This is a genomic window from Streptococcus sp. FDAARGOS_192 (assembly GCF_002073815.2).
GTDB classification, from domain to species: Bacteria; Bacillota; Bacilli; order Lactobacillales; family Streptococcaceae; genus Streptococcus; species Streptococcus salivarius_H.
In genome coordinates this window covers 1354341-1377266 of the sequence record NZ_CP020431.2, presented here as the reverse complement: position 1 = coordinate 1377266, position 22926 = coordinate 1354341, and the positions used below count along the sequence as shown (strand labels likewise).

At 40.3% G+C, this 22926-nt stretch carries 23 protein-coding genes and 1 riboswitch; of the genes, 17 read left to right on the top strand and 6 right to left on the bottom strand.

Translation table 11 applies throughout. The annotated features are described in order from the left end of the window. Positions 1-64: 64 nt before the first annotated feature. From A6J31_RS07075 to A6J31_RS07030, 10 genes are all read left to right on the top strand, one after another. On the top strand, positions 65-1507 hold the full coding sequence (locus A6J31_RS07075; protein ID WP_080610796.1) for an AAA family ATPase: 1443 nt from the start codon (positions 65-67) through the stop codon (positions 1505-1507). A 2-nt stretch (positions 1508-1509) separates the two neighbouring features. Beyond that, positions 1510-2457 (top strand): hypothetical protein, encoded by a 948-nt coding sequence (locus A6J31_RS07070; RefSeq protein ID WP_080610795.1) that lies wholly within the window; start codon positions 1510-1512, stop codon positions 2455-2457. Positions 2458-2689: 232 nt separating this feature from the next. Continuing rightward, the gene (locus A6J31_RS07065; protein WP_008535337.1) at positions 2690-3121 is read left to right on the top strand and encodes a CopY/TcrY family copper transport repressor; all 432 of its coding nucleotides are present in this window, start codon (positions 2690-2692) and stop codon (positions 3119-3121) included. Between the two features lie 3 nt (positions 3122-3124). Then, positions 3125-5353 carry a heavy metal translocating P-type ATPase gene (locus tag A6J31_RS07060; protein WP_080610794.1) on the top strand — a complete coding sequence of 743 codons (2229 nt, stop codon included), beginning with the start codon at positions 3125-3127 and terminating at the stop codon, positions 5351-5353. 69 nt (positions 5354-5422) lie between these two features. Continuing rightward, entirely contained in the window at positions 5423-5626 is a 204-nt protein-coding gene (gene copZ / locus A6J31_RS07055; protein WP_004183213.1) for a copper chaperone CopZ, read from the top strand. A 138-nt stretch (positions 5627-5764) separates the two neighbouring features. Beyond that, complete coding sequence (locus tag A6J31_RS07050) at positions 5765-6811, top strand: D-alanine--D-alanine ligase (RefSeq protein ID WP_048674672.1); 1047 nt, start codon at positions 5765-5767, stop codon at positions 6809-6811. Positions 6812-7366: 555 nt separating this feature from the next. Then, positions 7367-8047, top strand: a complete 681-nt coding sequence (locus A6J31_RS07045) for an amino acid ABC transporter permease (protein WP_002884251.1) — start codon at positions 7367-7369, stop codon at positions 8045-8047. Further along, entirely contained in the window at positions 8007-8684 is a 678-nt protein-coding gene (locus A6J31_RS07040) for an amino acid ABC transporter permease (protein WP_080610793.1), read from the top strand. The genes A6J31_RS07045 and A6J31_RS07040 overlap by 41 nt, the downstream gene beginning before the upstream one ends. 1 nt (position 8685) lies before the next feature. Beyond that, positions 8686-9444 (top strand): amino acid ABC transporter ATP-binding protein, encoded by a 759-nt coding sequence (locus A6J31_RS07035; RefSeq protein WP_014632733.1) that lies wholly within the window; start codon positions 8686-8688, stop codon positions 9442-9444. Positions 9445-9486: 42 nt separating this feature from the next. Further along, the gene (locus tag A6J31_RS07030) at positions 9487-10341 is read left to right on the top strand and encodes a cysteine ABC transporter substrate-binding protein (protein ID WP_002884332.1); all 855 of its coding nucleotides are present in this window, start codon (positions 9487-9489) and stop codon (positions 10339-10341) included. A gap of 118 nt (positions 10342-10459) precedes the next feature. Here A6J31_RS07030 and A6J31_RS07025 read toward each other — a convergent pair whose 3' ends face one another. The 3 genes from A6J31_RS07025 to A6J31_RS07015 form a co-directional block, all read right to left on the bottom strand. After that, entirely contained in the window at positions 10460-10975 is a 516-nt protein-coding gene (locus tag A6J31_RS07025; RefSeq protein ID WP_398584219.1) for a hypothetical protein, read from the bottom strand. A 139-nt stretch (positions 10976-11114) separates the two neighbouring features. After that, positions 11115-11840 carry a hypothetical protein gene (locus A6J31_RS07020; RefSeq protein WP_080610792.1) on the bottom strand — a complete coding sequence of 242 codons (726 nt, stop codon included), beginning with the start codon at positions 11838-11840 and terminating at the stop codon, positions 11115-11117. Continuing rightward, positions 11809-12504 carry a hypothetical protein gene (locus tag A6J31_RS07015; RefSeq protein WP_225791563.1) on the bottom strand — a complete coding sequence of 232 codons (696 nt, stop codon included), beginning with the start codon at positions 12502-12504 and terminating at the stop codon, positions 11809-11811. Before A6J31_RS07015 ends, A6J31_RS07020 begins: the two co-directional genes overlap by 32 nt. A gap of 142 nt (positions 12505-12646) precedes the next feature. Here A6J31_RS07015 and A6J31_RS07010 point away from each other — a divergent pair, with 142 nt between their 5' ends. The 4 genes from A6J31_RS07010 to tnpA all read left to right on the top strand — a co-directional run bounded on the left by A6J31_RS07010 (position 12647) and on the right by tnpA (position 17708). Continuing rightward, positions 12647-14020, top strand: a complete 1374-nt coding sequence (locus A6J31_RS07010; RefSeq protein ID WP_080610791.1) for a UDP-N-acetylmuramoyl-tripeptide--D-alanyl-D-alanine ligase — start codon at positions 12647-12649, stop codon at positions 14018-14020. A gap of 88 nt (positions 14021-14108) precedes the next feature. Then, positions 14109-14774: a TIGR02206 family membrane protein gene (locus A6J31_RS07005; RefSeq protein WP_048673838.1), complete on the top strand. Its 666-nt coding sequence runs from the start codon at positions 14109-14111 to the stop codon at positions 14772-14774. Positions 14775-15123: 349 nt separating this feature from the next. Further along, positions 15124-16668: a peptide chain release factor 3 gene (locus A6J31_RS07000; RefSeq protein ID WP_002884210.1), complete on the top strand. Its 1545-nt coding sequence runs from the start codon at positions 15124-15126 to the stop codon at positions 16666-16668. A 575-nt stretch (positions 16669-17243) separates the two neighbouring features. Next, positions 17244-17708, top strand: a complete 465-nt coding sequence (tnpA, locus tag A6J31_RS06995) for an IS200/IS605 family transposase (protein ID WP_080610535.1) — start codon at positions 17244-17246, stop codon at positions 17706-17708. Positions 17709-17843: 135 nt separating this feature from the next. Here the strand turns inward: tnpA and thiT are convergent, their stop codons facing one another. Next, on the bottom strand, positions 17844-18422 hold the full coding sequence (thiT, locus tag A6J31_RS06990; RefSeq protein WP_049528600.1) for an energy-coupled thiamine transporter ThiT: 579 nt from the start codon (positions 18420-18422) through the stop codon (positions 17844-17846). A 79-nt stretch (positions 18423-18501) separates the two neighbouring features. Then, positions 18502-18620, bottom strand: a riboswitch (TPP riboswitch). Positions 18621-18723: 103 nt separating this feature from the next. On the opposite strand from thiT, the gene A6J31_RS06985 reads away from it, so the two are divergent. From A6J31_RS06985 to A6J31_RS06975, 3 genes are all read left to right on the top strand, one after another. Continuing rightward, positions 18724-19104, top strand: a complete 381-nt coding sequence (locus tag A6J31_RS06985; RefSeq protein ID WP_021152428.1) for a PH domain-containing protein — start codon at positions 18724-18726, stop codon at positions 19102-19104. A gap of 12 nt (positions 19105-19116) precedes the next feature. Continuing rightward, on the top strand, positions 19117-20022 hold the full coding sequence (locus A6J31_RS06980; protein WP_049528608.1) for a magnesium transporter CorA family protein: 906 nt from the start codon (positions 19117-19119) through the stop codon (positions 20020-20022). Positions 20023-20216: 194 nt separating this feature from the next. Next, complete coding sequence (locus tag A6J31_RS06975) at positions 20217-21803, top strand: DEAD/DEAH box helicase (protein ID WP_004183188.1); 1587 nt, start codon at positions 20217-20219, stop codon at positions 21801-21803. Between the two features lie 60 nt (positions 21804-21863). On the opposite strand, the gene A6J31_RS06970 is transcribed toward A6J31_RS06975, so the two are convergent. Both A6J31_RS06970 and A6J31_RS06965 read right to left on the bottom strand, forming a co-directional pair. Further along, entirely contained in the window at positions 21864-22133 is a 270-nt protein-coding gene (locus A6J31_RS06970) for a GIY-YIG nuclease family protein (RefSeq protein ID WP_080610790.1), read from the bottom strand. Between the two features lie 3 nt (positions 22134-22136). Further along, positions 22137-22901: a tRNA1(Val) (adenine(37)-N6)-methyltransferase gene (locus tag A6J31_RS06965; RefSeq protein ID WP_037599202.1), complete on the bottom strand. Its 765-nt coding sequence runs from the start codon at positions 22899-22901 to the stop codon at positions 22137-22139. Positions 22902-22926 lie beyond the last annotated feature (25 nt).

The following is a 22926-nucleotide window of genomic DNA, read 5'->3' as shown; positions in this document are numbered from 1 at the left end:
TAGTGAAATGCTAGTTTAAGATATCAATATCAAAAAGCTAAGAATAAGATACGAGGAATGATAAATGTTAAGTAAAGTGCAGATAACTAATTTATTTGGAAATGAATTAGTTAATATAGACTTTTCAAAGAGGTCAGTTATTATTACTGGTGATAATGGTAATGGAAAAACAACAATATTGAATACTATTTATAATAGTCTTACTGGTAATTATTCAGTTTCAGATTTAAAGTATAATACTATTAAAATAAAGTTCGATTCTGATTTTGAATATATGAAAAGTATTTTTGTAAAGAAATCTTCAGACGAAAATGGAGAGAAAATTGAAATAAGATATAAAAGTGAAAATCAATCTTTGATAGTAAACTTAAGGGTATCAAAGATGAAAAAAATAATTATCTTAGAAAAGATAGTAAAAAAACAGAATCGTACATCAAGTACATTGTTTGAAGAAAAAGGACCCGAAAATCAGTTGATACCTTCTGGACAAAAAGTAAGTATAGTAAATTTAATGGATTTGATAGATGAAGATGATGATTTTAGTAAGAAACTAAAAGAGATAAACAAATCGTTGTTATACTTTCCAACATATAGGCGTATTGATTTAGATATAGAGTCTTATTATTCTAGCTTATATGATAGTCCAATAATGGCTTTACTACAACGAGAACAACGTGAGAAAAAGAAAAAATTTGGAATAAGTGATAGAAGAGTAATAGGAATGTCAAATTCTGATATTGAGGAAATATTGAAAGAATATTCAAGGACGTTAAATGAAGTTTCATCAAATAGCCTTGACATTCTTTTTAGAGATTTCACCAAAAGTACAATGATGAAAATGGGCCAATCTTTAGGGAATATTAGAGTATCTAGTTTCACAAAAAATATCAAGACATTAGAACAATTGAAAAGTATCAACGATATCTTGGAACTGAATATTTCTACCGATACATTACAGGAAATTTCATCTCAGTATGAAAAAAATATTCAACTTTTAGATGAAATAAGAAGTAATGATAATAATGTAAATGCAGAGGATCGCGACAGATTATTCGAAGCCGTGCTAGCCCTGCCTCTTATGCAAGTAATTCAGGATCTTCAGACGGAGTATTCGAAATATAATAATAAAATAACGGAAGAATTAACTAGTTACAATTATATATCAGAAAATTTAAAGGATTTTTCTGGTAATAAATTAAAATTAATCAAAACAGAATTGAATGAATTTGAGTTTCAAAAAGTTGGAACTCAAATTAATAAATTTTCAGATTTCTCAACGGGAGAAAAGCAGTTAATAACATTTTTAGTTTACTCTGCAATTGAATTACCTAAAACTACTCCAGCATTAGTAATTATTGATGAGCCAGAATTATCTCTTCATGTAAAGTGGCAAAATAAACTATTGAAAAATTTGTTAAAAAAATCCAATCTTCAAGTTTTATCAGCCACGCATTCTCCATATATTATTAATAGGTCGGTAGATTCATTAGTAGTTAGAAAGGTGTAAGAATGATGTCAGTTAATACTATTGAGCTTGGTAGTGGAATTCCTGATACGATTGAGAATGATGTGAATGCTGAAGAATATTTTGATTTTTCTAGACCACAAAAAATATTAATAGTTGAAGGTGATACAGACAAACAGGCTTTAGAAAACTACTTCAGTATTAATAAAATAAATTTCGATTTTGAAATAAAAACATCAGAAATAGAGGAGAGTAAATCTGGAAAGAAAATTGCTTTAGAATACTATTCGAATAATAAAGAGACTCAGGATATTCGTTTATTAATTGATAGAGATTATGATTTTTTGTGTTCATCAAATTGTTCTGATAGTCATATCTTTTATTATGATTACTACGAGTTAGAAAATTATATATTTGAAGAAAATGTTATAAGGTTTGTGCTAATTTCGCACAAAGTAAGACCAGAAAAAGTTGAAGAAATTGTTAATTTTTTAACGTCAAATAGCTCAGATTTATTAGATCCTTTAATCACCTGCTCTAAGTTACGTATTATTAGAGAATTACATAAAAATCATAAAACCACATTTGAGTTACCTACGGAGGAAATACAGAAATATGCCTATTTTGTGAAACATCTAGATATAATAGGATGTTTAATTGGAAAAAATCCTAAAATAGTTGGAGATACGTTTCAGGATAGGATTGAAAAATATCTGAAACAGGAGTTAAAATCAATTGATAGGAACTTATATGACAAAATAAGAAATCAGTTTGAAAGTCTAGAGATTAATTATCCCAACTCATTTTTTGAATTTTTTAGATATTATTTTAAAGGAAAAGATTGTATAAAATTCTTTCCTTATGTATTGAAAGAAGCTAATATTCTTAGTGATAATTTGAACGAGTTTTCTTCATCAAAATTATTAAATAATTATATTTTTATGTCTAAATTATATAAAAAAAAGGTTAATGAAGTTTGTAATTCCTTTTAAATTTAATAATATTGTAAATCTGAAATATCCCTCTTAAGCATCTCTTAGTGAACTATACCAAAAAAGTTAAACTATCTCTGTCTTACTTTTCTGGGGTCAGCACATAGAGGTGTTTTTATTTTTTTAAAAATAAATCTACAAATGTAGACAAAAACTCTTGACACACTTTTGCGATAGTGTTAAAATAAATCTACAAACGTAAACAAATAATAACATTCAGAAAGGAACTATCATGCTGACAATTTCATCTGCGGAATGGGAAGTCATGCGAGTGCTCTGGGCTAAGGGGCAGGCGACTTCTTCAGAGATTATAGCGATTCTATCTAAGAAGCTAGACTGGTCGGCTTCGACAGTTAAGACCTTGCTTGGACGTTTAGCGGACAAGGGTTATCTAACCAGTCAGCGTCAAGGACGAGGGTTTATCTATCAAGCTAGCTTGGGGGAAGATGAGGCGAATTTTCAGGCTTTAGAAGCTGTTTTTGACAAGATTTGTTTGACCAAACATAGCGATTTGTTGGGTCAACTCATGGCAAAGACGCCGATGACCCAAGCCGATGTGGATAAGTTACAGGCCTTGCTTGCAGCAAAAGAACCTGTGGATCAGGTGGTTTGTGACTGTGTGCCTGGCCAATGTGCTTGTGGGCATCATATGGAGGTGATATAGGAAATGGCAAAAGAAACCTTTGTGGTTAATGGGATGACCTGTGCATCCTGTGTAGCCAATGTTGAAAATGCTGTTAATAAGTTGGATGGTGTGGACAAGGCTGTGGTTAATCTAACCACTGAAAAAATGTCTGTGGATTACGCTGGGGATAAGGTTAGTACAGAAGCTATTGAAAAGGCTGTGGCTGACGCTGGCTATGAGGCTGAAGTCTACAATCCAGACACAGCCAAAAGCCAGGAAGAACGTGAAGAAGACAAGATTCACAAGGTGCGTGAGCGACTTATTTGGTCGTCGGTCTTCACCATTCCTCTCTTTTATCTAGCTATGGGGCCAATGGTCGGTCTACCTGTGCCAAACTTCTTGTCTCCTCACCATGCAGCCTTGACTTATGCCTTGGTGCTGCTAGTTTTGACAGTTCCAGTCATGTGGTTGGGTCGTTCCTTCTATAGTAATGGTTTTCGTACTTTGGCCAAGGGTCATCCTAATATGGATGCCTTGGTAGCCTTGGCAACATCGGCAGCCTTTCTTTATAGTCTCTATGGTACTTACCATATTTCATTGGGGCATGCCCATCACGCCCACCAACTTTATTTTGAGTCAGTGGCTGTTATTTTGACCTTGATTACTCTAGGAAAATACTTTGAAACCCTGTCTAAAGGTCGAACTTCAGAAGCTATCAAGAAACTCATGCACTTGTCAGCCAAGGAGGCAACCGTCCTTCGGGATGGTAAGGAAGTCAAGCTTCCTGTGGATGAGGTTGTTCTTGGTGACCATATTGTGGTCAAACCTGGGGAAAAGATAGCCGTGGATGGCCAGGTAATTTCTGGTAGCTCTGCGATTGATGAGAGCATGCTAACAGGTGAGTCCCTTCCTATTGAAAAAACTGCGGGTAAGCCAGTGTTTGCAGGTTCTATTAATGGTCAAGGTAGCTTGATTTATGAGGCTGAAAAGATTGGTAAGGACACCTTGCTTTCCCAAATCATTAAATTGGTTGAGGATGCCCAACAAACCAAGGCACCGATTGCCAAAATTGCCGATCAAGTGTCAGCGGTCTTTGTTCCTGTTGTCATGGCTATCGCACTTGTTTCAGGTCTCTTTTGGTACTTTGTCATGGGACAAACCTTTACCTTCGCTATGACAGTAGCAGTTAGTGTCTTGGTTATTGCTTGTCCATGTGCTTTGGGTCTTGCGACACCGACAGCTATCATGGTTGGTACAGGCCTTGGTGCCGAACACGGTATTCTCTATAAACGTGGGGATGTGCTTGAACTAGCTCACAAGGCTGATGTCCTCGTTTTTGACAAGACAGGAACTATTACTCAGGGTAAACCTCAGTTGGTTTCTAGCTATACCTATGACAATAGTGGAGCAGCCTTACAGCTTTTGGCATCCTTGGAAGCTAAGTCTGAACACCCCTTAGGTCAAGCTATCCTTGTGGCAGCAGAAAATGCTAACTTGGACTTGTTAGAGATGGATAACTTTTCAAGTTTGACTGGACGAGGTCTTACTGCCAGCTATGCAGGCAAGACTTATCTAGCTGGGAATCAAACCCTTATGGCTGAGGAAAAAGTCGACTTGACTTCAGCACAAGTTGATTTCCAACGCTTGACGGCTGATGGTCAAACCCCTATTTTCCTAGCTGAAGATGGTAAGTTAATCGGACTCTTTGGTGTAGCTGATCAGGTTAAAGCAGATAGTGCCGATATGGTGGCAGCTCTTCATCAAATGGGCAAGGAAGTCATCATGTTGACTGGTGATAATGACCAAACAGCCCAAGCCATCGCTCAAAAGGTTGGTATCAAGCGTGTTATCAGTCAAGTGCTTCCGCAAGAAAAATCTAGGGTGATTAGCGACCTTCAAGCAGAAGGAAAATCAGTCATCATGGTTGGTGATGGTATCAATGATGCCCCAGCCCTTGCGACTGCAGATATCGGTATTGCCATGGGATCAGGGACAGATATTGCCATGGAAAGTGCCGATATGGTTCTTATGAAACCCAACCTCATGGATGTCGTTAAGGCCTTGAAAATTAGTCAGGCGACGATTACAACGATTAAAGAGAACCTCTTCTGGGCCTTTATCTACAATATCTTGTCTATCCCAGTGGCCATGGGTGTCCTCCACCTCTTTGGTGGCCCGCTCCTTGACCCAATGATAGCAGGACTAGCCATGAGCTTTAGCTCTGTCTCAGTCGTTCTCAATGCCCTACGACTCAAACGTCGCAAAGTCTAAGCGTCAGTTACTTAAAACTCCCGCCACTTAAGCTGTGTATCAAAAAAATTAAAGAAAAGGAAGAAAAAAATGACAAAAACATATAACATTACAGGAATGAAATGCCAAGGCTGTGTCAACACCGTTACCGAAAAACTCTCTGCTGTCAAAGGCGTTGAGAATGTTAAAGTTGACCTCGAAAACAAACAAGTCACTATTGAAGGTAAGCCATGGAAGTGGTCTCTCAAACGTGCCCTCAAAGGCACTAAGTTCGAACTTGGTGATGAAATTTAAGACAGGAAAAAAACAGCTATCAGGCTGTTTTTTTCTGCCCATAATCTTTTTGAAAATCCCTCTCTTTTGTGATATGATTAAGGTAATTATGTTCTCAAAATTGAGACTAGAAAATCAAGAAAAGAAAACGGTATACCTATGTCTAAACAAATCCTTATCCTTCTCTACGGTGGACGTTCAGCAGAACGTGAAGTGTCTGTACTCTCAGCTGAGAGTGTTATGCGTGCGGTGGATTACAGCGCATTTGAGGTTAAAACCTACTTTATCACTCAGTCTGGTGATTTTATTAAAACACAAGAATTTACAGAAACACCAGGTGATGACGAGAAGCTCATGACTAATGACACAGTTGTGGCTAGTCAGGCTATCAAACCGAGCGATATTTATGAAGCAGGCGCTGTGGTATTCCCAGTTCTTCATGGTCCAATGGGTGAGGATGGTTCTATCCAAGGTTTCCTCGAAACCCTCAAATTGCCATACGTGGGTACTAATGTTCTTTCTTCAAGTGTGGCTATGGACAAGATTATGACCAAGCATATTCTTGAAGTTGCTGGTGTGCCTCAGGTTGCCTACACAGTCTTCATCGAGGGTGAAGATTTGGAAGCAGCAGTAGCAGAGACACTTGAAAAATTAACCTTCCCAGTGTTTGTCAAACCTGCTAACATGGGGTCATCTGTTGGGATTTCTAAAGCTGAAAATGAAGCAGAGCTTCGTGCAGCGATTGATTTAGCACTCAAATATGATAGCCGTATCTTGATTGAGCAAGGTGTGGTTGCCCGAGAAATCGAAGTTGGTATCCTTGGCAATACAAATGTTAAGACAACAGATCCAGGTGAAGTGGTCAAAGACGTGGCTTTTTATGACTATCAAGCCAAGTACATCGACAATAAGATTACCATGGACATCCCAGCTCACGTGCCTGCAGAAGTCATGACGCAAATGCGTGCCTATGCGGCTAAGGCCTTCCGTGCTCTCGGTGGTTGTGGTCTTGCCCGCTGTGATTTCTTCCTGACAGAGGATGGAGCCATCTACCTTAACGAGCTCAACACCATGCCAGGTTTCACCCAATGGTCAATGTACCCACTTCTTTGGGAAAATATGGGACTTTCTTACTCAGACCTTATCAAGGAATTGGTGGCCTTGGGACAAGAAATGTTTGATAAACGTGAAAGCCATTTGATTTAAGCACTATGATTTAGAACACAGACATCTTAGTCTCGGATAAATCTCTGAGACTAAGGTGTTTTTTTCTTTACAGAAATCTAGATTTTATTTATATCTTTTCTTTATCACCTCGATAAAAAATACATATTATCCAAATAATCTAACAGGTGGTAGAATAAATCTAACGTTTCAAATGAAATAAAGCAATTCGTTCGTGTTTGATGAAGATTTGCGTATCGCAATGATTATCAGAGGCGAGTGAAGGTCAAAGGGCTAGAAGTAGATGGCAGTCAGCAAGTGTTGACGGAATTTTCCACGCCTTTTGTATCTTGTAGAATTGAACACAGGCTAAATTCCTAGAGCAAAAGATAAACTTCCTAGTGTGCCAGCACACGTCGTCAGTTTCCTATTTGTTTTACGGAATTTTCTACGCCTTTTGTATCTTGTAGAATTGAACACAGGCTAAATTCCTAGAGCAAAAGATAAACTTCATAGTGTGCCAGCACACGTCGTCAGTTTCCTATTTGCCTTACGGAATTTTCTACGCCCTTTGTATCTTAAATGAGGAGGTAAGTTTTGGACTGGTCCATTGTTCAACAATATTTGCCCTTTTATCAGAAGGCATTCTTTTTAACCTTACATATTGCCGTTCTGGGGATTCTTGGTTCCTTCCTTTTGGGCTTGGTGGTGAGTGTTATTCGTCATTACCGAGTGCCGATTTTGAGTCAGCTTTCGACGGCTTATATTGAGTTATCTCGTAATACGCCGCTCTTGATTCAGCTTTTCTTTCTCTACTTTGGCTTGCCCCGTATAGGTTTGGTTCTATCGTCAGAGGCTTGTGCTGTGGTAGGTTTGATTTTCTTGGGTGGTTCCTATATGGCGGAGTCCTTCCGAAGTGGTCTAGAGGCTGTTAGTCAGACCCAGCATGAAGTGGGTTTGTCTATTGGTTTGACGCCATTCCAAGTCTTTCGCTATGTGGTCCTTCCTCAGGCAGTGGCTGTGGCGCTTCCGTCATTTAGTGCTAACGTCATTTTCCTTATCAAGGAAACGTCAGTATTCTCAGCGGTAGCCTTGGCGGATCTGATGTATGTGGCCAAGGATTTGATTGGTCTTTACTATGAAACCGATGTGGCTCTAGGCATGTTGGTGGTGGCTTATCTCTTGATGTTGCTGCCGATTTCTCTAGTCTTTAGTTGGATTGAAAGGAGGTTACGCTATGCAGGATTCGGGCTTTCAGGTTCTTCTTCAGGGGAATAATTTCCTACGTATCTTACAAGGTTTAGGCGTAACTATTGGAATTTCCATTGTCTCAGTTCTTCTGTCCCTTGTACTAGGAACCCTTTTTGGGATTGTCATGACTTCGAAGTCTAAGATTGTTCGTTTCTTGTCACGTATTTATCTGGAATTTATTCGTATCATACCCCAGTTGGTCTTGCTCTTTATTGTTTATTTTGGTCTGGCTAGGAACTTTAACATCAATATCTCAGGCGAGCTATCGGCTATTATCGTCTTCACCCTTTGGGGAACGGCTGAGATGGGTGATTTGGTGCGTGGGTCAATCACGTCGCTACCTAGACACCAGTTTGAGAGTGGAAGAGCCCTTGGCTTGACCAATGGGCAACTCTATACCTATGTGATTATTCCACAAGTCTTGCGTCGTTTGTTGCCTCAGGCTATTAACCTAGTGACACGGATGATTAAGACCACGTCCTTAGTGGTTTTGATTGGGGTGGTTGAGGTGACCAAGGTTGGTCAGCAGATTATCGACAGTAACCGCCTGACTATTCCAACAGCTTCTTTCTGGATTTATGGCACGATTTTGATTCTTTATTTTGCCATTTGTTACCCAGTATCTAAGCTGTCTACTTATCTTGAAAATCGTTGGAGGAATTAAGATGACAGAAAGCATTTTACAAATCAAGGATTTGAGAAAGTCCTTTGGGGACAATGAGATTCTCAAAGGCATCTCCTTGGATGTTAAACAAGGTGAAGTCGTTGTTATCCTGGGTTCCTCAGGTTGTGGGAAGTCGACCCTGCTACGTTGCATTAATGGTTTGGAGACCATTCAAGGAGGCGATATTCTCCTGGATGGCAAGTCTATCACTGGCAGTAAGAAGGATTTCCACCTGATCCGTCAGAAAATTGGAATGGTCTTTCAAAGTTATGACCTCTTTCCACACTTGGACATCCTGCAAAATCTGATTTTGGGGCCAGTCAAAGCTCAAGGGCGTAATAAGGAAGAAGTCATTGCGGAGGCCGAGAAACTTTTGGACCGTGTGGGACTTCTGGACAAGAAGCATAGCTTCGCTCGACAACTGTCAGGTGGTCAAAAGCAGCGTGTGGCCATTGTCCGTTCCCTGCTTATGCATCCTGAAGTTATCCTCTTTGACGAGGTGACGGCTTCGCTTGACCCTGAGATGGTTCGTGAGGTTCTGGAATTGATCAATGACCTCGCTCAAGAAGGACGGACCATGTTGATTGTGACCCATGAGCTTCAGTTTGCGCGTGCCATCGCTGACCGTATTATCTTTATGGATAAGGGAGTCATCGCCGAGGAAGGTACTGCTGAAGAATTCTTCAATCATCCAAAGACACAACGGGCTCAAGAGTTCCTCAATGTCTTTGATTTCAGTCAGTTTGGTGCCTATTTGTAACCCATTGTTTTTAGTAAAAATATAATATTTTAGGAGATATTTATGAAATTAACAAAGAAAATTTTTGCCCTATTAGCCCTTGTCTTTGCCTTGGTGGCAGTGACTGCTTGCTCAAGTAACAGTAGCTCTGGTAAATCAACAGCCAAAGCACGTACCATCGAAGAAATTAAGAAGAGTGGTGAACTCCGTATCGCCGTCTTTGCGGATAAGAAACCTTTTGGTTATGTGGATAACAAGGGTGCTTACCAAGGTTACGATATTGAACTTGGGAACCGTTTGGCCAAAGACTTGGGTGTTAAACCTAAATACGTCTCAGTAGATGCGGCCAACCGTGCAGAGTTCTTGATTTCAAACAAGGTAGATATTACCCTTGCCAACTTTACAGTAACTGATGAACGTAAGAAACAAGTGGACTTTGCCCTTCCTTACATGAAAGTCTCAATCGGTGTGGTGTCACCTAAAGACAAGGTCATTAAGGACGTTAAAGAACTTGAAGGTAAGACTTTGATTGTTACTAAGGGAACAACTGCTGAAACTTACTTTGAAAAGAACTACCCAAATATCAAATTGCAAAAGTATGACCAATATAGCGATGCTTACCAAGCCCTCCTTGATGGTCGTGGCGATGCCTTCTCAACTGATAATACAGAAGTTCTTGCTTGGGCTCTAGAAAATAAAGGTTATGAAGTAGGAATCACATCACTTGGTAACCCAGATACCATTGCCCCAGCCGTTCAAAAAGGTAACAAAGAACTCCTTGACTTTATCAATAAAGACATTAAGAAACTTGGTAAAGAGAATTTCTTCCACAAAGATTATGAAAAAACACTTCGTCCAACTTACGGTGATGCAGCTAAAGCTGATGACCTCGTGGTTGAAGGTGGCGAAGTGAAATAAGACTGACAGCCTTCGTAAGAGGCGAGTCTTGCTTAATAAGAATAAAACAAACCACCCCGTGGCTATCTAGCTCAGCTAGAAGCAGGGGTGGTTTTACTTGTTTTAGGGTGATTTTTTCTCACTTTTTGCTTTTTATGTTTCTCCAACAAATGACAATACATGACAAGAAAAGGGCTCCCATCATTCCCCAAAAAAGAAATGGTTCAATATAATCAAAAAAAGTTTTGCGTTCACCATAGACCGAGGTAGAGCCATCTTTCCAAGTAATGGTTTTGTCCCTATCATCAATCCTTTTGTAGGACTCCCCATTATAAGTCAAATAATGATCCTTCCGTACATACATATTCAAATAGTTATGGCCGTTCTTTGTGGGAAGGTCTGAGAACAGACTTTCCTTGGCGTAAACTTCAATGTAGATGGTTCCATCTTTAAGACCTTTAATTTTCTGAGTTCGAGCATTTTTGATAAGGAGTTTTCCATCTTGTACAATTTCCCAATCGTACTTACGACTTTTTCCTCCTTCGTTATAGGAAATAGCAAGCTTGTGATTTTCAGACTGCCATAGCCCGTAGATACTATTTTCACTGATACCATCATAAAAGCATCTAAGATAGATGGTGACTATAGGTACCATGAATAGAAAACAAATCCTCAAAATCTTGACTAAACGGTCTTTGAATTCACCCCAACGTGCTCGCCATCCAGTTTTGTACTTTTGTGTTCTTCGATATTCATTTTGTGAATAATCTTTTCTATCAATTTCCTGTTGATCACTATATTTTTTCTTTATTTGATGCCTCATTTAGCCTATTTTTCCTTTTTAGATTTCTTTTTATTCTCCAATCGACAAAAATGGCATACAAAATCATAGAACCAATAATTCCAAATACGATATAAGGTTTCAGACGATCAAACAAGGTTATTCGTTGACCATAAAGGGATTTTGAACCATCTTTCCAGGTAATGCTCTTGTTTTCATCATCAATCAGTTTGTAGGATTCGCCATCATAGGTCAAGTAATCGTCTTTACGGACATACATATTCAAATAATTGTAGCCGTTCTTTGTGGGAAGGTCTGAAAACAGACTTTCCTTAGCATAAACTTCAATATAGAGGGTCCCATCCTCTAAGCGTTTAATATCATCGATACGTGCATTTTTGATGAGGACATTTCCGTCTTGAACAATATCCCAATCACGCTTACTTCCCTTTGAACCATCTTCATATGATATGGCAAGCTTATGATTTTCAGATTGCCATAGACCGTAGATACCATCTTTAGAAACCCCATCGTCAAAGAAAATCATATAAACGATGAAAATCGGTATCATGAGTAGGAAACATATCATAAACACATTGACTAGACGGTCTGTAAATTTATCCCAGAGTGCTCGCCATCCCGTTTTACGTTTTTGTTCTTTTCGATATGCTTTTTGTGAATGATATTTTCGGTTGAGTTTCTTTCGGTCAGCGTATTTTCTTTTTGATTGGTGTCTCACTTAGTTTTTCTCTCCTCTTTTGCCGAGCCTCTGTAATGATAAGAACTGAGCAAATCCCCATAAGTATCAAATAGAGGGCTTCAAAAACCTCATCTATAGTTGTTTTCCGTTCACCATAAGGGCTGGTGGACCCATCTTTCCAAGTGATGGACTTGTTTCCAGAATTGATACGCTTGTAGGACTCACCATCATAGGTAAGATAATTGTTTTTGCGAAGATAGAAATCCATATAGCTGAAGCCGTCCTTGGTGGGTAGGTCTGTCAGGTAGCCTTCCACAGTGTAGAGCTCCATGTGAAGAGTTCCGTCATTAAGCCGTTTGACCGGGCGAGTTCTAGCAGCATGGATAATATACTTCCCATCCTGTATGACTTGCCAGTCGATATTTCCTCGTTTCCGAATATGCTTATAGGAAATCGCTAACTTATGATGATCAGACTGCCAGAGACCATATATGTTATCTTCATTGACTGTATAATGATCATAATAATAAAAGCCACCATACAGCAGTGCCAGTAGCACTAAAATAATCAATTCAGCTGTTGGTTCTAGTAGGATGATCTTTCTCCAATTAAAGCGCCACCCTTTAAGTTCTTCGATACTTTGGCAGTCGCCATTTATATTTTCCTCTTCTTTAGAGAGGTTGATTAATTTTTTCTTTGCCATGCCTAATCCTTTCATCAACCATTGTAACAAATTCATCTCCCAAGCAAAAGCTGGCCTGATTTGTGATATAATTGGGAGTGATTGTAGGCAAGAAAATCTTATTTCTTGCCAGACTTGTAAAAATATAACAGAGGATTTTAAGATGAAACTGACACTACATGAAATTGCCAAGGTTGTTGGCGCTAAAAATGATGTCACAGCCTATGAAGATGTTACCATTAACCAGATTGAGTTTGATAGCCGTAAGATTACAGAGGGTGACCTCTTTTTACCACTAAAAGGTGCGCGTGATGGGCACGATTTTATCCAAACAGCCTTTGACAATGGTGCTCTAGCGACATTCACAGAAAAAGAATTACCGGCCGATCAAGCCCACATCCTAGTTGATGACGCTCTTGAAGCCTTCCAAAAACTAGCTGCCTACTATCTTGAAAAGACTGAGGTTGATGTTATTGCTGTGACTGGTTCTAATGGTAAGACAACAACCAAGGACATGATTCATGATATCTTGGCAACAACCTATCGTACTTACAAAACTCAAGGAAATTACAACAACGAGATTGGTCTTCCTTATACAGCCCTCCACATGCCTGATGATACAGAGAAAATCGTCCTTGAGATGGGACAAGACCACATGGGAGACATTCACCTCTTGTCAACCTTGGCGAAGCCAAAAACAGCCGTTGTTACCTTAATCGGAGAGGCTCATTTGGAATTCTTCGGTAGCCGTGACAAGATTGCCCAAGGTAAAATGCAAATGCAAGACGGTATGCCTGAAGGTAGCCTCTTGCTTGTGCCAAGTGATCCAATCGTAGATCCTTTCTTGCCAAGCAATCTTGAAGTGGTACGCTTTGGGGATGGTGCAGAGCTTACAGTCTCTGACTTGACAGAATTCAAGGACCACCTCACCTTCTCAACTAACTTCCTAGATGGACAAGTTACCTTGCCAGTCACTGGAAAATACAATGCCACAAATGCCATGGTTGCTGCCTATGTCGCAAAACACTTGGGTATAACTGAGGAAAATATCCTCACAGCTCTTGCTAACTTGCAACTCACAAAAAATCGTACCGAATGGAAAAAAGCAGCTAATGGTGCTGATATTCTTTCCGACGTCTACAATGCTAATCCAACAGCCATGAAGCTCATTTTGGAGACCTTCTCAGCCATTCCTAAGAATGAAGGAGGCAAGAAAATTGCTGTCCTAGCTGATATGAAAGAACTCGGTGAACAGTCTGTTCAACTTCACACACAGATGATTCTAAGTCTGACACCAGATGCTATTGATACGGTGATTTTCTACGGTGAAGACATTGCAGAATTATCACAACTTGCTAGTCAAATGTTCCCTCTTGGTCATGTTTATTATTTCAAGAAAACAGCTGACGAAGACCAATTTGACGCTATGGTCAAACAAATCAAAGAAAGCCTAGGCGAGCACGATCAAATCTTGCTTAAGGGCTCTAACTCTATGAACCTAGCCAAGGTCGTGGAAGAACTCCAAGCTAAGAATTAAGTTCTCTAACCTGCTCTCCAAGCAGGTTTTTGCTTTACCCTGAAATTTGATATAATAGCAGGCATAGTAATTTCAGCAGGAGAAGAGAATGAAGGAATTTTTGACAACCACCCAAACTCATCCACCCCAGATACCTTTGCCCTATTATTTGCTTATGCTTTTGTCAATGGTACTTCTGAGTTACTTGAGCTGGCGTTGGTATAAGAATAATATGTGGCGTTGGACCTTTCTCATTATCCAAGCCATTCAACTCTTTGCCCTATACACTTGGTACCTCTGGCAGGGCTTTCCTCTTTATATTAGTCTCCCCCTTTACCATTGCCGCATGGCAATGTTTGCTGTTCTCCTCTTGAAAAATAGTAAGATAAAGAGCTATTTTGCTATTATGGGAGTTGTCGGGACTTACTGTGCATTGATTTATCCAGTATTTGATCCCTATGAGTTTCCTCATATCACAGGCTTTTCTTTCCTAATTGGCCACTATGCCCTACTGGTCAATAGCCTGAATGTCATTTTTAATAGTTATAAAACTCATCCCATCAGCCAGTGGCTGATTGTGGTGGCTACCTTATTATTGAATCTAGCTTTGGTAATAGTTAATCAGACTATCGGTGGAAACTACGGCATGCTTAAACACACGCCATTTATTATGGGAACTCCCTTATTTGTCAAATATCTTGCCGTTTCAGGAGCTCTGATTATTCTCATGATAATCATGAAAAAAGGTCTGGAGCATTTTGAAGACAAATATTAAATAAATGAAGAAACACGCTATCAGAAAGTTGATAGCGTGTTTTTTCATTTTATTTGTTTTATTCTAACACAAAACGCTTTCAGAATTGCTTTCACACTGTAATTTGGATATAATAAAAGAGCTGTGCCTGCGAGAATTATCGCAAGCCTCGACAACAAATGTAGCTTTCAAAAGACAGAAATTTTCTGAAAGAAGTGCTACAACGATCTTGCTTTTCGTTCTGGTAAAAAACCTATTGCTATTAGTAGCTCTGGGACATGGAGTTTCTGAGATTTACAAAGAAGCTGCTGACATCCATACCACTAAGGAAAAGTAACAAAAAGATTATTTTCAAAGAAGAAAGAAAACTATGAGTATCCAAGACGAAATCAAAAAACGCCGTACTTTTGCCATCATCTCTCACCCCGATGCTGGTAAAACAACAATCACTGAACAATTGCTTTACTTTGGGGGTGAAATCCGTGAAGCTGGTACTGTAAAAGGTAAGAAAACTGGAAACTTTGCTAAATCAGACTGGATGGATATTGAGAAACAACGTGGTATCTCAGTAACCTCATCTGTGATGCAGTTTGACTATGCCGGCAAACGTGTCAATATCCTAGATACCCCAGGGCACGAGGACTTCTCAGAAGATACCTACCGTACCCTTATGGCGGTTGACGCTGCCGTCATGGTCGTTGACTCAGCCAAAGGTATTGAGGCCCAAACCAAAAAACTTTTCGAAGTTGTCAAACACCGTGGGATTCCTGTCTTCACCTTCATGAATAAATTGGACCGTGATGGACGTGAGCCACTTGACCTCTTGGAAGAGTTGGAAGAAGTGCTTGGTATTGCTAGCTACCCAATGAACTGGCCTATCGGTATGGGTAAAGCCTTCGAAGGACTTTATGACCTCTATAATGAACGCTTGGAGCTCTATAAAGGTGACGAGCGCTTTGCCAAGATTGAAGATGGTGATACTCTTTTTGCCAACAACCCATTCTATGAGCAAGCTAAAGAAGATATTGAACTCTTGACAGAAGCGGGTAATGAATTCTCTGAGGAAGCGATTTTAGCTGGTGAATTGACGCCGGTCTTCTTCGGTTCTGCCCTTACAAACTTTGGGGTTCAAACCTTCCTCGATACCTTCCTCAAATTTGCGCCAGAACCACATGGCCACAAGACAGTTGATGGCGATGAGATTGATCCTCTTAACAAGGATTTCTCTGGTTTTGTTTTCAAAATCCAAGCCAACATGGACCCACGTCACCGTGACCGTATTGCCTTTGTTCGTATCGTGTCTGGTGAATTCGAGCGTGGTATGAGTGTTAACCTAACCCGTACTGGTAAAGGAGCTAAGCTCTCTAACGTCACTCAGTTTATGGCTGAGTCTCGTGAAAATGTCGAAAATGCCGTGGCTGGAGATATTATCGGGGTTTACGATACAGGAACTTATCAGGTTGGTGATACCCTTACTGTAGGTAAAAACAAATTTGAATTTGAGCCACTACCAACCTTTACGCCAGAGTTGTTCATGAAAGTTTCTGCTAAAAACGTCATGAAACAGAAGTCCTTCCACAAAGGAATTGAACAATTGGTGCAAGAAGGAGCCATCCAGCTCTACACCAACTACCAAACAGGTGAATACATGCTTGGTGCCGTTGGTCAACTTCAGTTTGAAGTTTTCAAACACCGTATGGAAAATGAATACAATGCCGAAGTTGTTATGACACCAATGGGTAAAAAGACTGTGCGTTGGATCCAACCTGAGGACCTTGATGAACGCATGTCATCAAGCCGAAATATCTTGGCTAAAGACCGCTTTGACCAACCAGTCTTCCTCTTTGAAAATGACTTTGCCCTTCGTTGGTTTGCGGATAAATATCCAGATGTGACATTGGAAGAGAAGATGTAATGTACTAAGATTGCTTGGCTATTTCATAGCCTAAGCAATCTACGCCACGTCCTTTAGGACCGTGGCTAAGTCCCTTACTAACTCGAAAACGGAAAAATATCGTTTCCGTTTTCTCATGTCGTAATACTATACTATGTATAGTTTATGTAAATCGTTCATCTTTTGCCGCTAGCCACTATCTTGTGGCTAGCTAGCCGTCTCACTAACTACGTCAGACGAATAATATCGATTCGTCTGACTTCGTGTCGTAACATCTTAGTACTGATACTTACGCTAGGTCCTATTAGAGCGTGGCTAAGTCCTTTACTAACTCGAAAACGGAAAAGTATCGTTTCCGTTTTCTCATGTCATAATATCTTATATAAACAAGAAAAACCATAGGACTGCCACTTAAGACTGTCCTATGGTTTCTTTTATTATGTGACTTTAAGTCCGTTTCGCTCCGAAGGTGCGAAACAAATAAACCACCCGCTATGCGGGTGCGCATCGAAGGTTATACCGTCATAACAAAAACACTCCAAACGAGTTACAATATAGGTGTTCAAGCCAATTGTAAAACGAAAGGAGTTAAGACTATGGCGCAAAAAGCTCACAGTTTATCACATACAAAATGGATGTGTAAGTACCACATTGTATTTACACCTAAGTATAGACGAAAAATAATCTATAATCAATATAGGAGTAGTCTTAGAGAGATTTTTCATAGACTATGCCAATATAAAGGCGTTGAAATAATAGAAGGCCACTTAATGCCAGATCATGTTCACATGCTAGTAAGTATACCACCACGAATGAGTGTAGCTAGTTTTATGGGATATTTAAAAGGTAAAAGTGCCTTAATGATGTTTGATAAACACGCCAATTTAAAATATAAATTTGGGAACAGACATTTTTGGGCAGAAGGATATTATGTAAGTACGGTAGGACTTAATGAAGCCACAATTAAGAAATATATCCAGGAACAAGAGAAGCATGATATCGCTTTGGACAAATTAAGCGTTAAAGAATATGAAAATCCCTTTAGGGATAACGGTAAGTAATGCGAATGCCTCTTTGAGAGGCTTGTGACGAGTCAAAAGCAATAAGGCTTGAACAAAGTGAAAGCCAGCGTCTTTAGGCGCTGGCTGGTAGTATGGGCTTATAGCCCTTGATCAAACCACCCGTTAGACGGGTGGTTATGATTTTTCCGTATTGAGTAATCTGCCTAGGAATCGTTGCAGGGCGAAGAAAACAATGAGGCTGGCCAATGTTTCTCCTAGGAAAGATGAGCTATTGACAATGAGTGAATAGAGATAAGGGCTTTGTCCCTTAGGGGCATAACTTCCCCAAAAGATGACACCGGCTATAAAGTGAATGAGGTAACGAGCAAAGCTACCAAGCAGAATCCCCCAAGTGATAAGCATCAGAGACTTGACTTTATTGTCTTGTTTAATGGCTTTATCAAGGGCTGGTTTGACCACACCACTGATACCAATCAGACTAAAGGCGACAAAGTATTCCAGAAAACCTTGTGTCAAGGTCAGCCAACCACCGGCGGCTTGCCCTGTAACAACTTGAAGTAGCCCCCAGATAAGACCGCCCATAGCACCAGCTTTTAAGCCCCAGCGAAAACTGAGGAGAAAGATGGGCACCATCTTAAAGGAAAGGGAAATCCAAGGACCTATGGACATGGGTTGAGTAACCAAGTCGAGAATGTAAGCAATGGTTGCAAAAAGGGCAACCTCAATCATTGGTCGAATACTTGTTTTCGACATAAAAAACCTCCTATACCAATCGTCTTGATTGGCTATTTTTGCCACATCAAAACGTTGTCATAGAAGTTCTTCTATTTCAATCTATTTTGAGACACATCCCTACGCAGGTTCTAACCTGATCAGGTGGTAAGAGTTTAGGCAAGTCTTGAAAAAAATTCAAGCTAGCCATTCTCAGCAATTGCTCCTCTTGTGACTCCTTAATTGTACTACCAGAAACCCATTTCTGCAAGTGTCTGAAATCCTAAAATTGTGGTATAGTTAAAGCAAGGATTATCTTTACAATAAAAAAGGAGAAATAACTATGGGACTTTTTTCAGGACTGCTTGGCAATGCATCTAAAAAAGATAATGATAAGGTTGAGCGTCAATTGGAGGGTATCTTAATTCCAGGTGAACAAGTGGAGTTAGCCTATGTCCTTGTTCGTGACCTGATTGTCTTTACAGAGAAACGCTTGATTTTAGTCGATAAACAAGGTGTTACAGGGAAGAAGACTTCTTACAAGTCTATCCCTTATCACTCAATCTCTCGTTTCACTGTAGAGAGCTCGGGCCACTTTGACCTAGATGCTGAACTTAAGATTTGGATTTCATCAGCACTTGAGCCTGCAGAGGTCCTTCAATTTAAGAGTGATAATAATGTCTTTGAAATCCAACAAGCTTTGGCAGCAGCAGTGCTAGAGTAATGAGGAAGAAAAATGTTTATTGAAAAAGAACTGGGTTATAAGCGTCACTGGATTAATATTGACTCAGATATTATTTCTGAGCAATCCTACCTTTATACCAAGTATGATATTGACCAAGAAACCATAGAGTATGCCTTGGATAAAAATGAACGAGCCCACATGGATTACAACCGTGAGACTGGCACAATCACCTTTATCTATAATGTTCTGGCGCTTGAAAAGGACAAGGAACACTATGAAACCATTCCTCTGACCTTTATTGTACAAGATACGCGTTTGGTGACCATTAGTAACGAGGATAATGCTTATGTAATCAGCAAAATGGAAGACTATGTGGATAACCATGAGGATTTATCCATTTATAAATTGCTCTTTGCAGGACTTGAGATGATTTCAAATGCCTACTATCCCGTCATTGAACGTTTGGATCAGCAAAAAGATGAGGTTAGTCGACGTCTAAGGCAGACTACGACAAGTAAGAATCTTTACGACCTTTCAGATTTGGAAACAGGCATGGTCTATTTGGTGGCTGCCGCTACACAAAACCGTCTTCTATTGGAACACATCAAGGGGCACGCCATTTATCGTCGTCTCAACGAGGTCGAAAAAGAACAGTTTGATGATGCTATGATTGAAGCTAGACAGTTAGTAGCCATGACGGACCTCATTTCTAAGGTCTTACAGCAACTGTCAGGTTCTTATAATAATATCCTAAATAATAATCTGAACAACAACTTGAGTAATCTGACCATTATTGAGGTACTCTTGGGAGTACTTGCCGTTATTACAGGTTTCTTTGGGATGAATGTTCCTTTACCGTTTATGACGGTTAGTCCAGCCTGGATTTTCATCGTTATCGGTAGTGTGATTCTTTGTTTGGTCTTGGCCCGCTACCTGCGTTGGTTGGTCCATAAATAATAATTCGTGAGTGAAACCGTCTTCTCAAATTGGAGGCGGTTTTAAAACGTTATTTTCTGTCTTTTTATTTCTAAATATGATAGACTAGATGAGTTGTTAAAATAAACGACTATTAAATACAGGTAGTTAATCTACTACACAACCAAGTCTCATAAGGTGGCTTCGCACCGCCTTCAAATAGAAAGAAGAATACTTTGAAATTTACAGATTTAAACCTATCAGAAGATATCCAATCAGCTGTTGTAGCTGCCGGTTTTGAAAAACCATCACCTATCCAAGAGTTGACAATTCCACTCGCTCTTGAAGGTAAGGATGTTATCGGTCAGGCCCAAACTGGTACTGGTAAAACAGCTGCCTTTGGTTTGCCTACCCTAGATAAAATTCGTACAGAAGAAAATACAATCCAAGCCCTTGTTATTGCCCCAACACGTGAGTTGGCAGTGCAATCTCAAGAAGAGCTTTTCCGTTTTGGTCGTGACAAAGGCGTTAAAGTTCGCTCAGTCTACGGTGGTTCTAGCATTGAAAAACAAATCAAGGCCCTCCGTTCAGGTGCCCACATCGTTGTAGGGACACCAGGTCGTCTCCTTGACCTTATCAAACGTAAGGCTCTTAAACTCAATAACATTGAGACTTTGATTTTGGATGAAGCGGATGAAATGCTTAACATGGGCTTCCTTGAAGACATTGAAGCTATCATTAGCCGAGTACCAGAAGAACGTCAAACTCTCCTTTTCTCAGCAACTATGCCTGATGCCATCAAACGTATTGGCGTGCAGTTCATGAAAGATCCTGAGCATGTGAAAATCAAGGCTAAAGAATTGACCAATGTTAACGTTGACCAATACTTTATCCGAGTGAAGGAACAAGAGAAGTTTGATACCATGACTCGCCTTATGGACGTTGACCAACCAGAATTGTCAATTGTCTTTGGACGTACCAAACGTCGTGTGGATGAGTTGACACGTGGTTTGAAACTTCGTGGTTTCCGTGCAGAAGGTATCCACGGTGACCTTGACCAAAACAAGCGTCTTCGTGTTATCCGTGACTTCAAAAACGACCAAATCGATATCCTGGTTGCGACAGACGTTGCGGCGCGTGGTCTTGACATTTCAGGTGTCACTCACGTCTACAACTACGATATTCCACAAGATCCAGAAAGCTACGTTCACCGTATTGGACGTACAGGACGTGCAGGCCAATCAGGTCAATCTATTACTTTCGTAGCACCAAATGAAATGGGTTACTTGGGAATTATCGAAAACTTGACTAAGAAACGCATGAAAGGTCTTAAGCCACCAACAGCTCAAGAAGCTTTCCAAGCTAAGAAGAAAGTTGCTCTTAAGAAGATCGAACGCGACTTTGCGGATGAAGCTATCCGTTCTAACTTTGACAAGTTCAAAGGTGATGCGGTTAAATTGGCTCAGGAATTCACTCCTGAAGAATTGGCACTTTACATCTTGAGCTTGACCGTTCAAGACCCAGAGACAATGCCAGAAGTGGAAATTGCACGTGAAAAACCATTGCCATTCAAACCATCAGGTGGTGGCTTTGGTGGTAAAGGCGGCAAAGGTGGCCGTGGCAACCGTGGTCGCGATAACAATCGTCGTGGTGGATACCGTGGCGACCGTAACCGCGATGACCGAGACGGTGGCCGTCGTGACTTTAAACGCAAGTCTAAGAAGAATAGCCGTGACTTCGAAAACCGTGGCAACAAACGCCCACACCGTACCTCAAGCGAAAAGAAAAACGGCTTTGTTATCCGTAACAAGGGTGATAAATAAACAATGAAAACGCTCTATGAAAATAGAGCGTTTTTCAATTAATATCAAAAAAACACACGGTTATTTTTCCGTGTGTTCTTTGATATAAGCTAGTTTTTTTTCTCGGCTTTTTTTCTTAAAGAGTGCTTCGGCGCTCATGGCTTCTGGTTTGCTGGCGAAGGCTTCTGAGTAGAGGAGTTTAACTGGTAGGCGGGCTCTGGTGTACTTGGCGCCTTTGCCTGCGTTATGGGTTTTGAGGCGGCGTTCGACGTCTGTGGTATAGCCTGTATAGAGGCTGCCATCGGCACACTCAACCACATACATGTAGGCCTTGCTATCCTTTTCTATCATCGTCTAGGACTCACCCTCAGTCTTTTTTCCAAAGTAAATCTCAAAGATTTCGTCAGTATAATCACCATTTTCCTTATGCACAAAGAGAGGTGGAAGGATTTTCAAGCCATCTGTCGAGCCGTCTTTAATGGCTTCAATCAGGAGCATATTAGCCTCACGTCCCATCTTAGGATAGATAAACTGGATGCGTTTAGGTGCGAGATTATACTGGCGCATGGTGTCGATGATATCCAAAAAGCGGTCAGGACGATGCACCATGGCAATACGTCCGTTAGATTTGAGGGCATGACGAGCGACCTGGCAAATTTCTTCTAGATTGGTCGTGATTTCGTGACGGGCTAAGAGGTAGTGCTCGGACAGATTCTTCTTGGATGTTTCAGTCGCCTTAAAGTAGGGTGGGTTACAGAGAATAAGGTCCACCTGAGATCGTGGAGCATGGTCAAGCAAATTTTTTAGGTCGTCATTAACAACAGTCACCTGGTCCTCTAGTTGGTTGAGAGTGACGGAACGTTTGGCCATGTCAGCCAGGCGTTCTTGTAGCTCAACCAAGGTAATTGGTGCCTCAGTGCGTGTACTAGCAAAGAGGCCAACGGCACCATTTCCCGAACAGAGGTCGACGATTAACCCCTTCTTCGGAATTTTTGGGAATCGAGAGAGGAGGACGCTATCAATAGAGTAGCTGAAGACCTCCTTATTTTGAATGATTTTCACATCTGTGGAGAAGAGCTGGTCAATGCGTTCTCCATCTTTTAAAATTGGATTTGTCATAGTTTTTATTGTAACAAAAAACAGC

What these genes read in the sequence shown, in the direction of transcription:
- A6J31_RS06970 (WP_080610790.1), bottom strand. Translation starts at nt 22,133, where the DNA reads ATGATAGAAAAGGATAGCAAGGCCTACATGTATGTGGTTGAGTGTGCC.
- A6J31_RS07060 (WP_080610794.1), top strand. Translation starts at nt 3,125, where the DNA reads ATGGCAAAAGAAACCTTTGTGGTTAATGGGATGACCTGTGCATCCTGT.
- A6J31_RS07005 (WP_048673838.1), top strand. Translation starts at nt 14,109, where the DNA reads ATGAAGGAATTTTTGACAACCACCCAAACTCATCCACCCCAGATACCT.
- A6J31_RS07075 (WP_080610796.1), top strand. Translation starts at nt 65, where the DNA reads ATGTTAAGTAAAGTGCAGATAACTAATTTATTTGGAAATGAATTAGTT.
- A6J31_RS06980 (WP_049528608.1), top strand. Translation starts at nt 19,117, where the DNA reads ATGTTTATTGAAAAAGAACTGGGTTATAAGCGTCACTGGATTAATATT.
- tnpA (WP_080610535.1), top strand. Translation starts at nt 17,244, where the DNA reads ATGGCGCAAAAAGCTCACAGTTTATCACATACAAAATGGATGTGTAAG.
- A6J31_RS07000 (WP_002884210.1), top strand. Translation starts at nt 15,124, where the DNA reads ATGAGTATCCAAGACGAAATCAAAAAACGCCGTACTTTTGCCATCATC.
- A6J31_RS07070 (WP_080610795.1), top strand. Translation starts at nt 1,510, where the DNA reads ATGATGTCAGTTAATACTATTGAGCTTGGTAGTGGAATTCCTGATACG.
- A6J31_RS07025 (WP_398584219.1), bottom strand. Translation starts at nt 10,975, where the DNA reads ATGGTACCTATAGTCACCATCTATCTTAGATGCTTTTATGATGGTATC.
- A6J31_RS06965 (WP_037599202.1), bottom strand. Translation starts at nt 22,901, where the DNA reads ATGACAAATCCAATTTTAAAAGATGGAGAACGCATTGACCAGCTCTTC.
- A6J31_RS07015 (WP_225791563.1), bottom strand. Translation starts at nt 12,504, where the DNA reads ATGGCAAAGAAAAAATTAATCAACCTCTCTAAAGAAGAGGAAAATATA.
- copZ (WP_004183213.1), top strand. Translation starts at nt 5,423, where the DNA reads ATGACAAAAACATATAACATTACAGGAATGAAATGCCAAGGCTGTGTC.
- A6J31_RS07040 (WP_080610793.1), top strand. Translation starts at nt 8,007, where the DNA reads ATGCAGGATTCGGGCTTTCAGGTTCTTCTTCAGGGGAATAATTTCCTA.
- A6J31_RS07065 (WP_008535337.1), top strand. Translation starts at nt 2,690, where the DNA reads ATGCTGACAATTTCATCTGCGGAATGGGAAGTCATGCGAGTGCTCTGG.
- A6J31_RS07010 (WP_080610791.1), top strand. Translation starts at nt 12,647, where the DNA reads ATGAAACTGACACTACATGAAATTGCCAAGGTTGTTGGCGCTAAAAAT.
- A6J31_RS07035 (WP_014632733.1), top strand. Translation starts at nt 8,686, where the DNA reads ATGACAGAAAGCATTTTACAAATCAAGGATTTGAGAAAGTCCTTTGGG.
- A6J31_RS07050 (WP_048674672.1), top strand. Translation starts at nt 5,765, where the DNA reads ATGTCTAAACAAATCCTTATCCTTCTCTACGGTGGACGTTCAGCAGAA.
- A6J31_RS06985 (WP_021152428.1), top strand. Translation starts at nt 18,724, where the DNA reads ATGGGACTTTTTTCAGGACTGCTTGGCAATGCATCTAAAAAAGATAAT.
- A6J31_RS07030 (WP_002884332.1), top strand. Translation starts at nt 9,487, where the DNA reads ATGAAATTAACAAAGAAAATTTTTGCCCTATTAGCCCTTGTCTTTGCC.
- thiT (WP_049528600.1), bottom strand. Translation starts at nt 18,422, where the DNA reads ATGTCGAAAACAAGTATTCGACCAATGATTGAGGTTGCCCTTTTTGCA.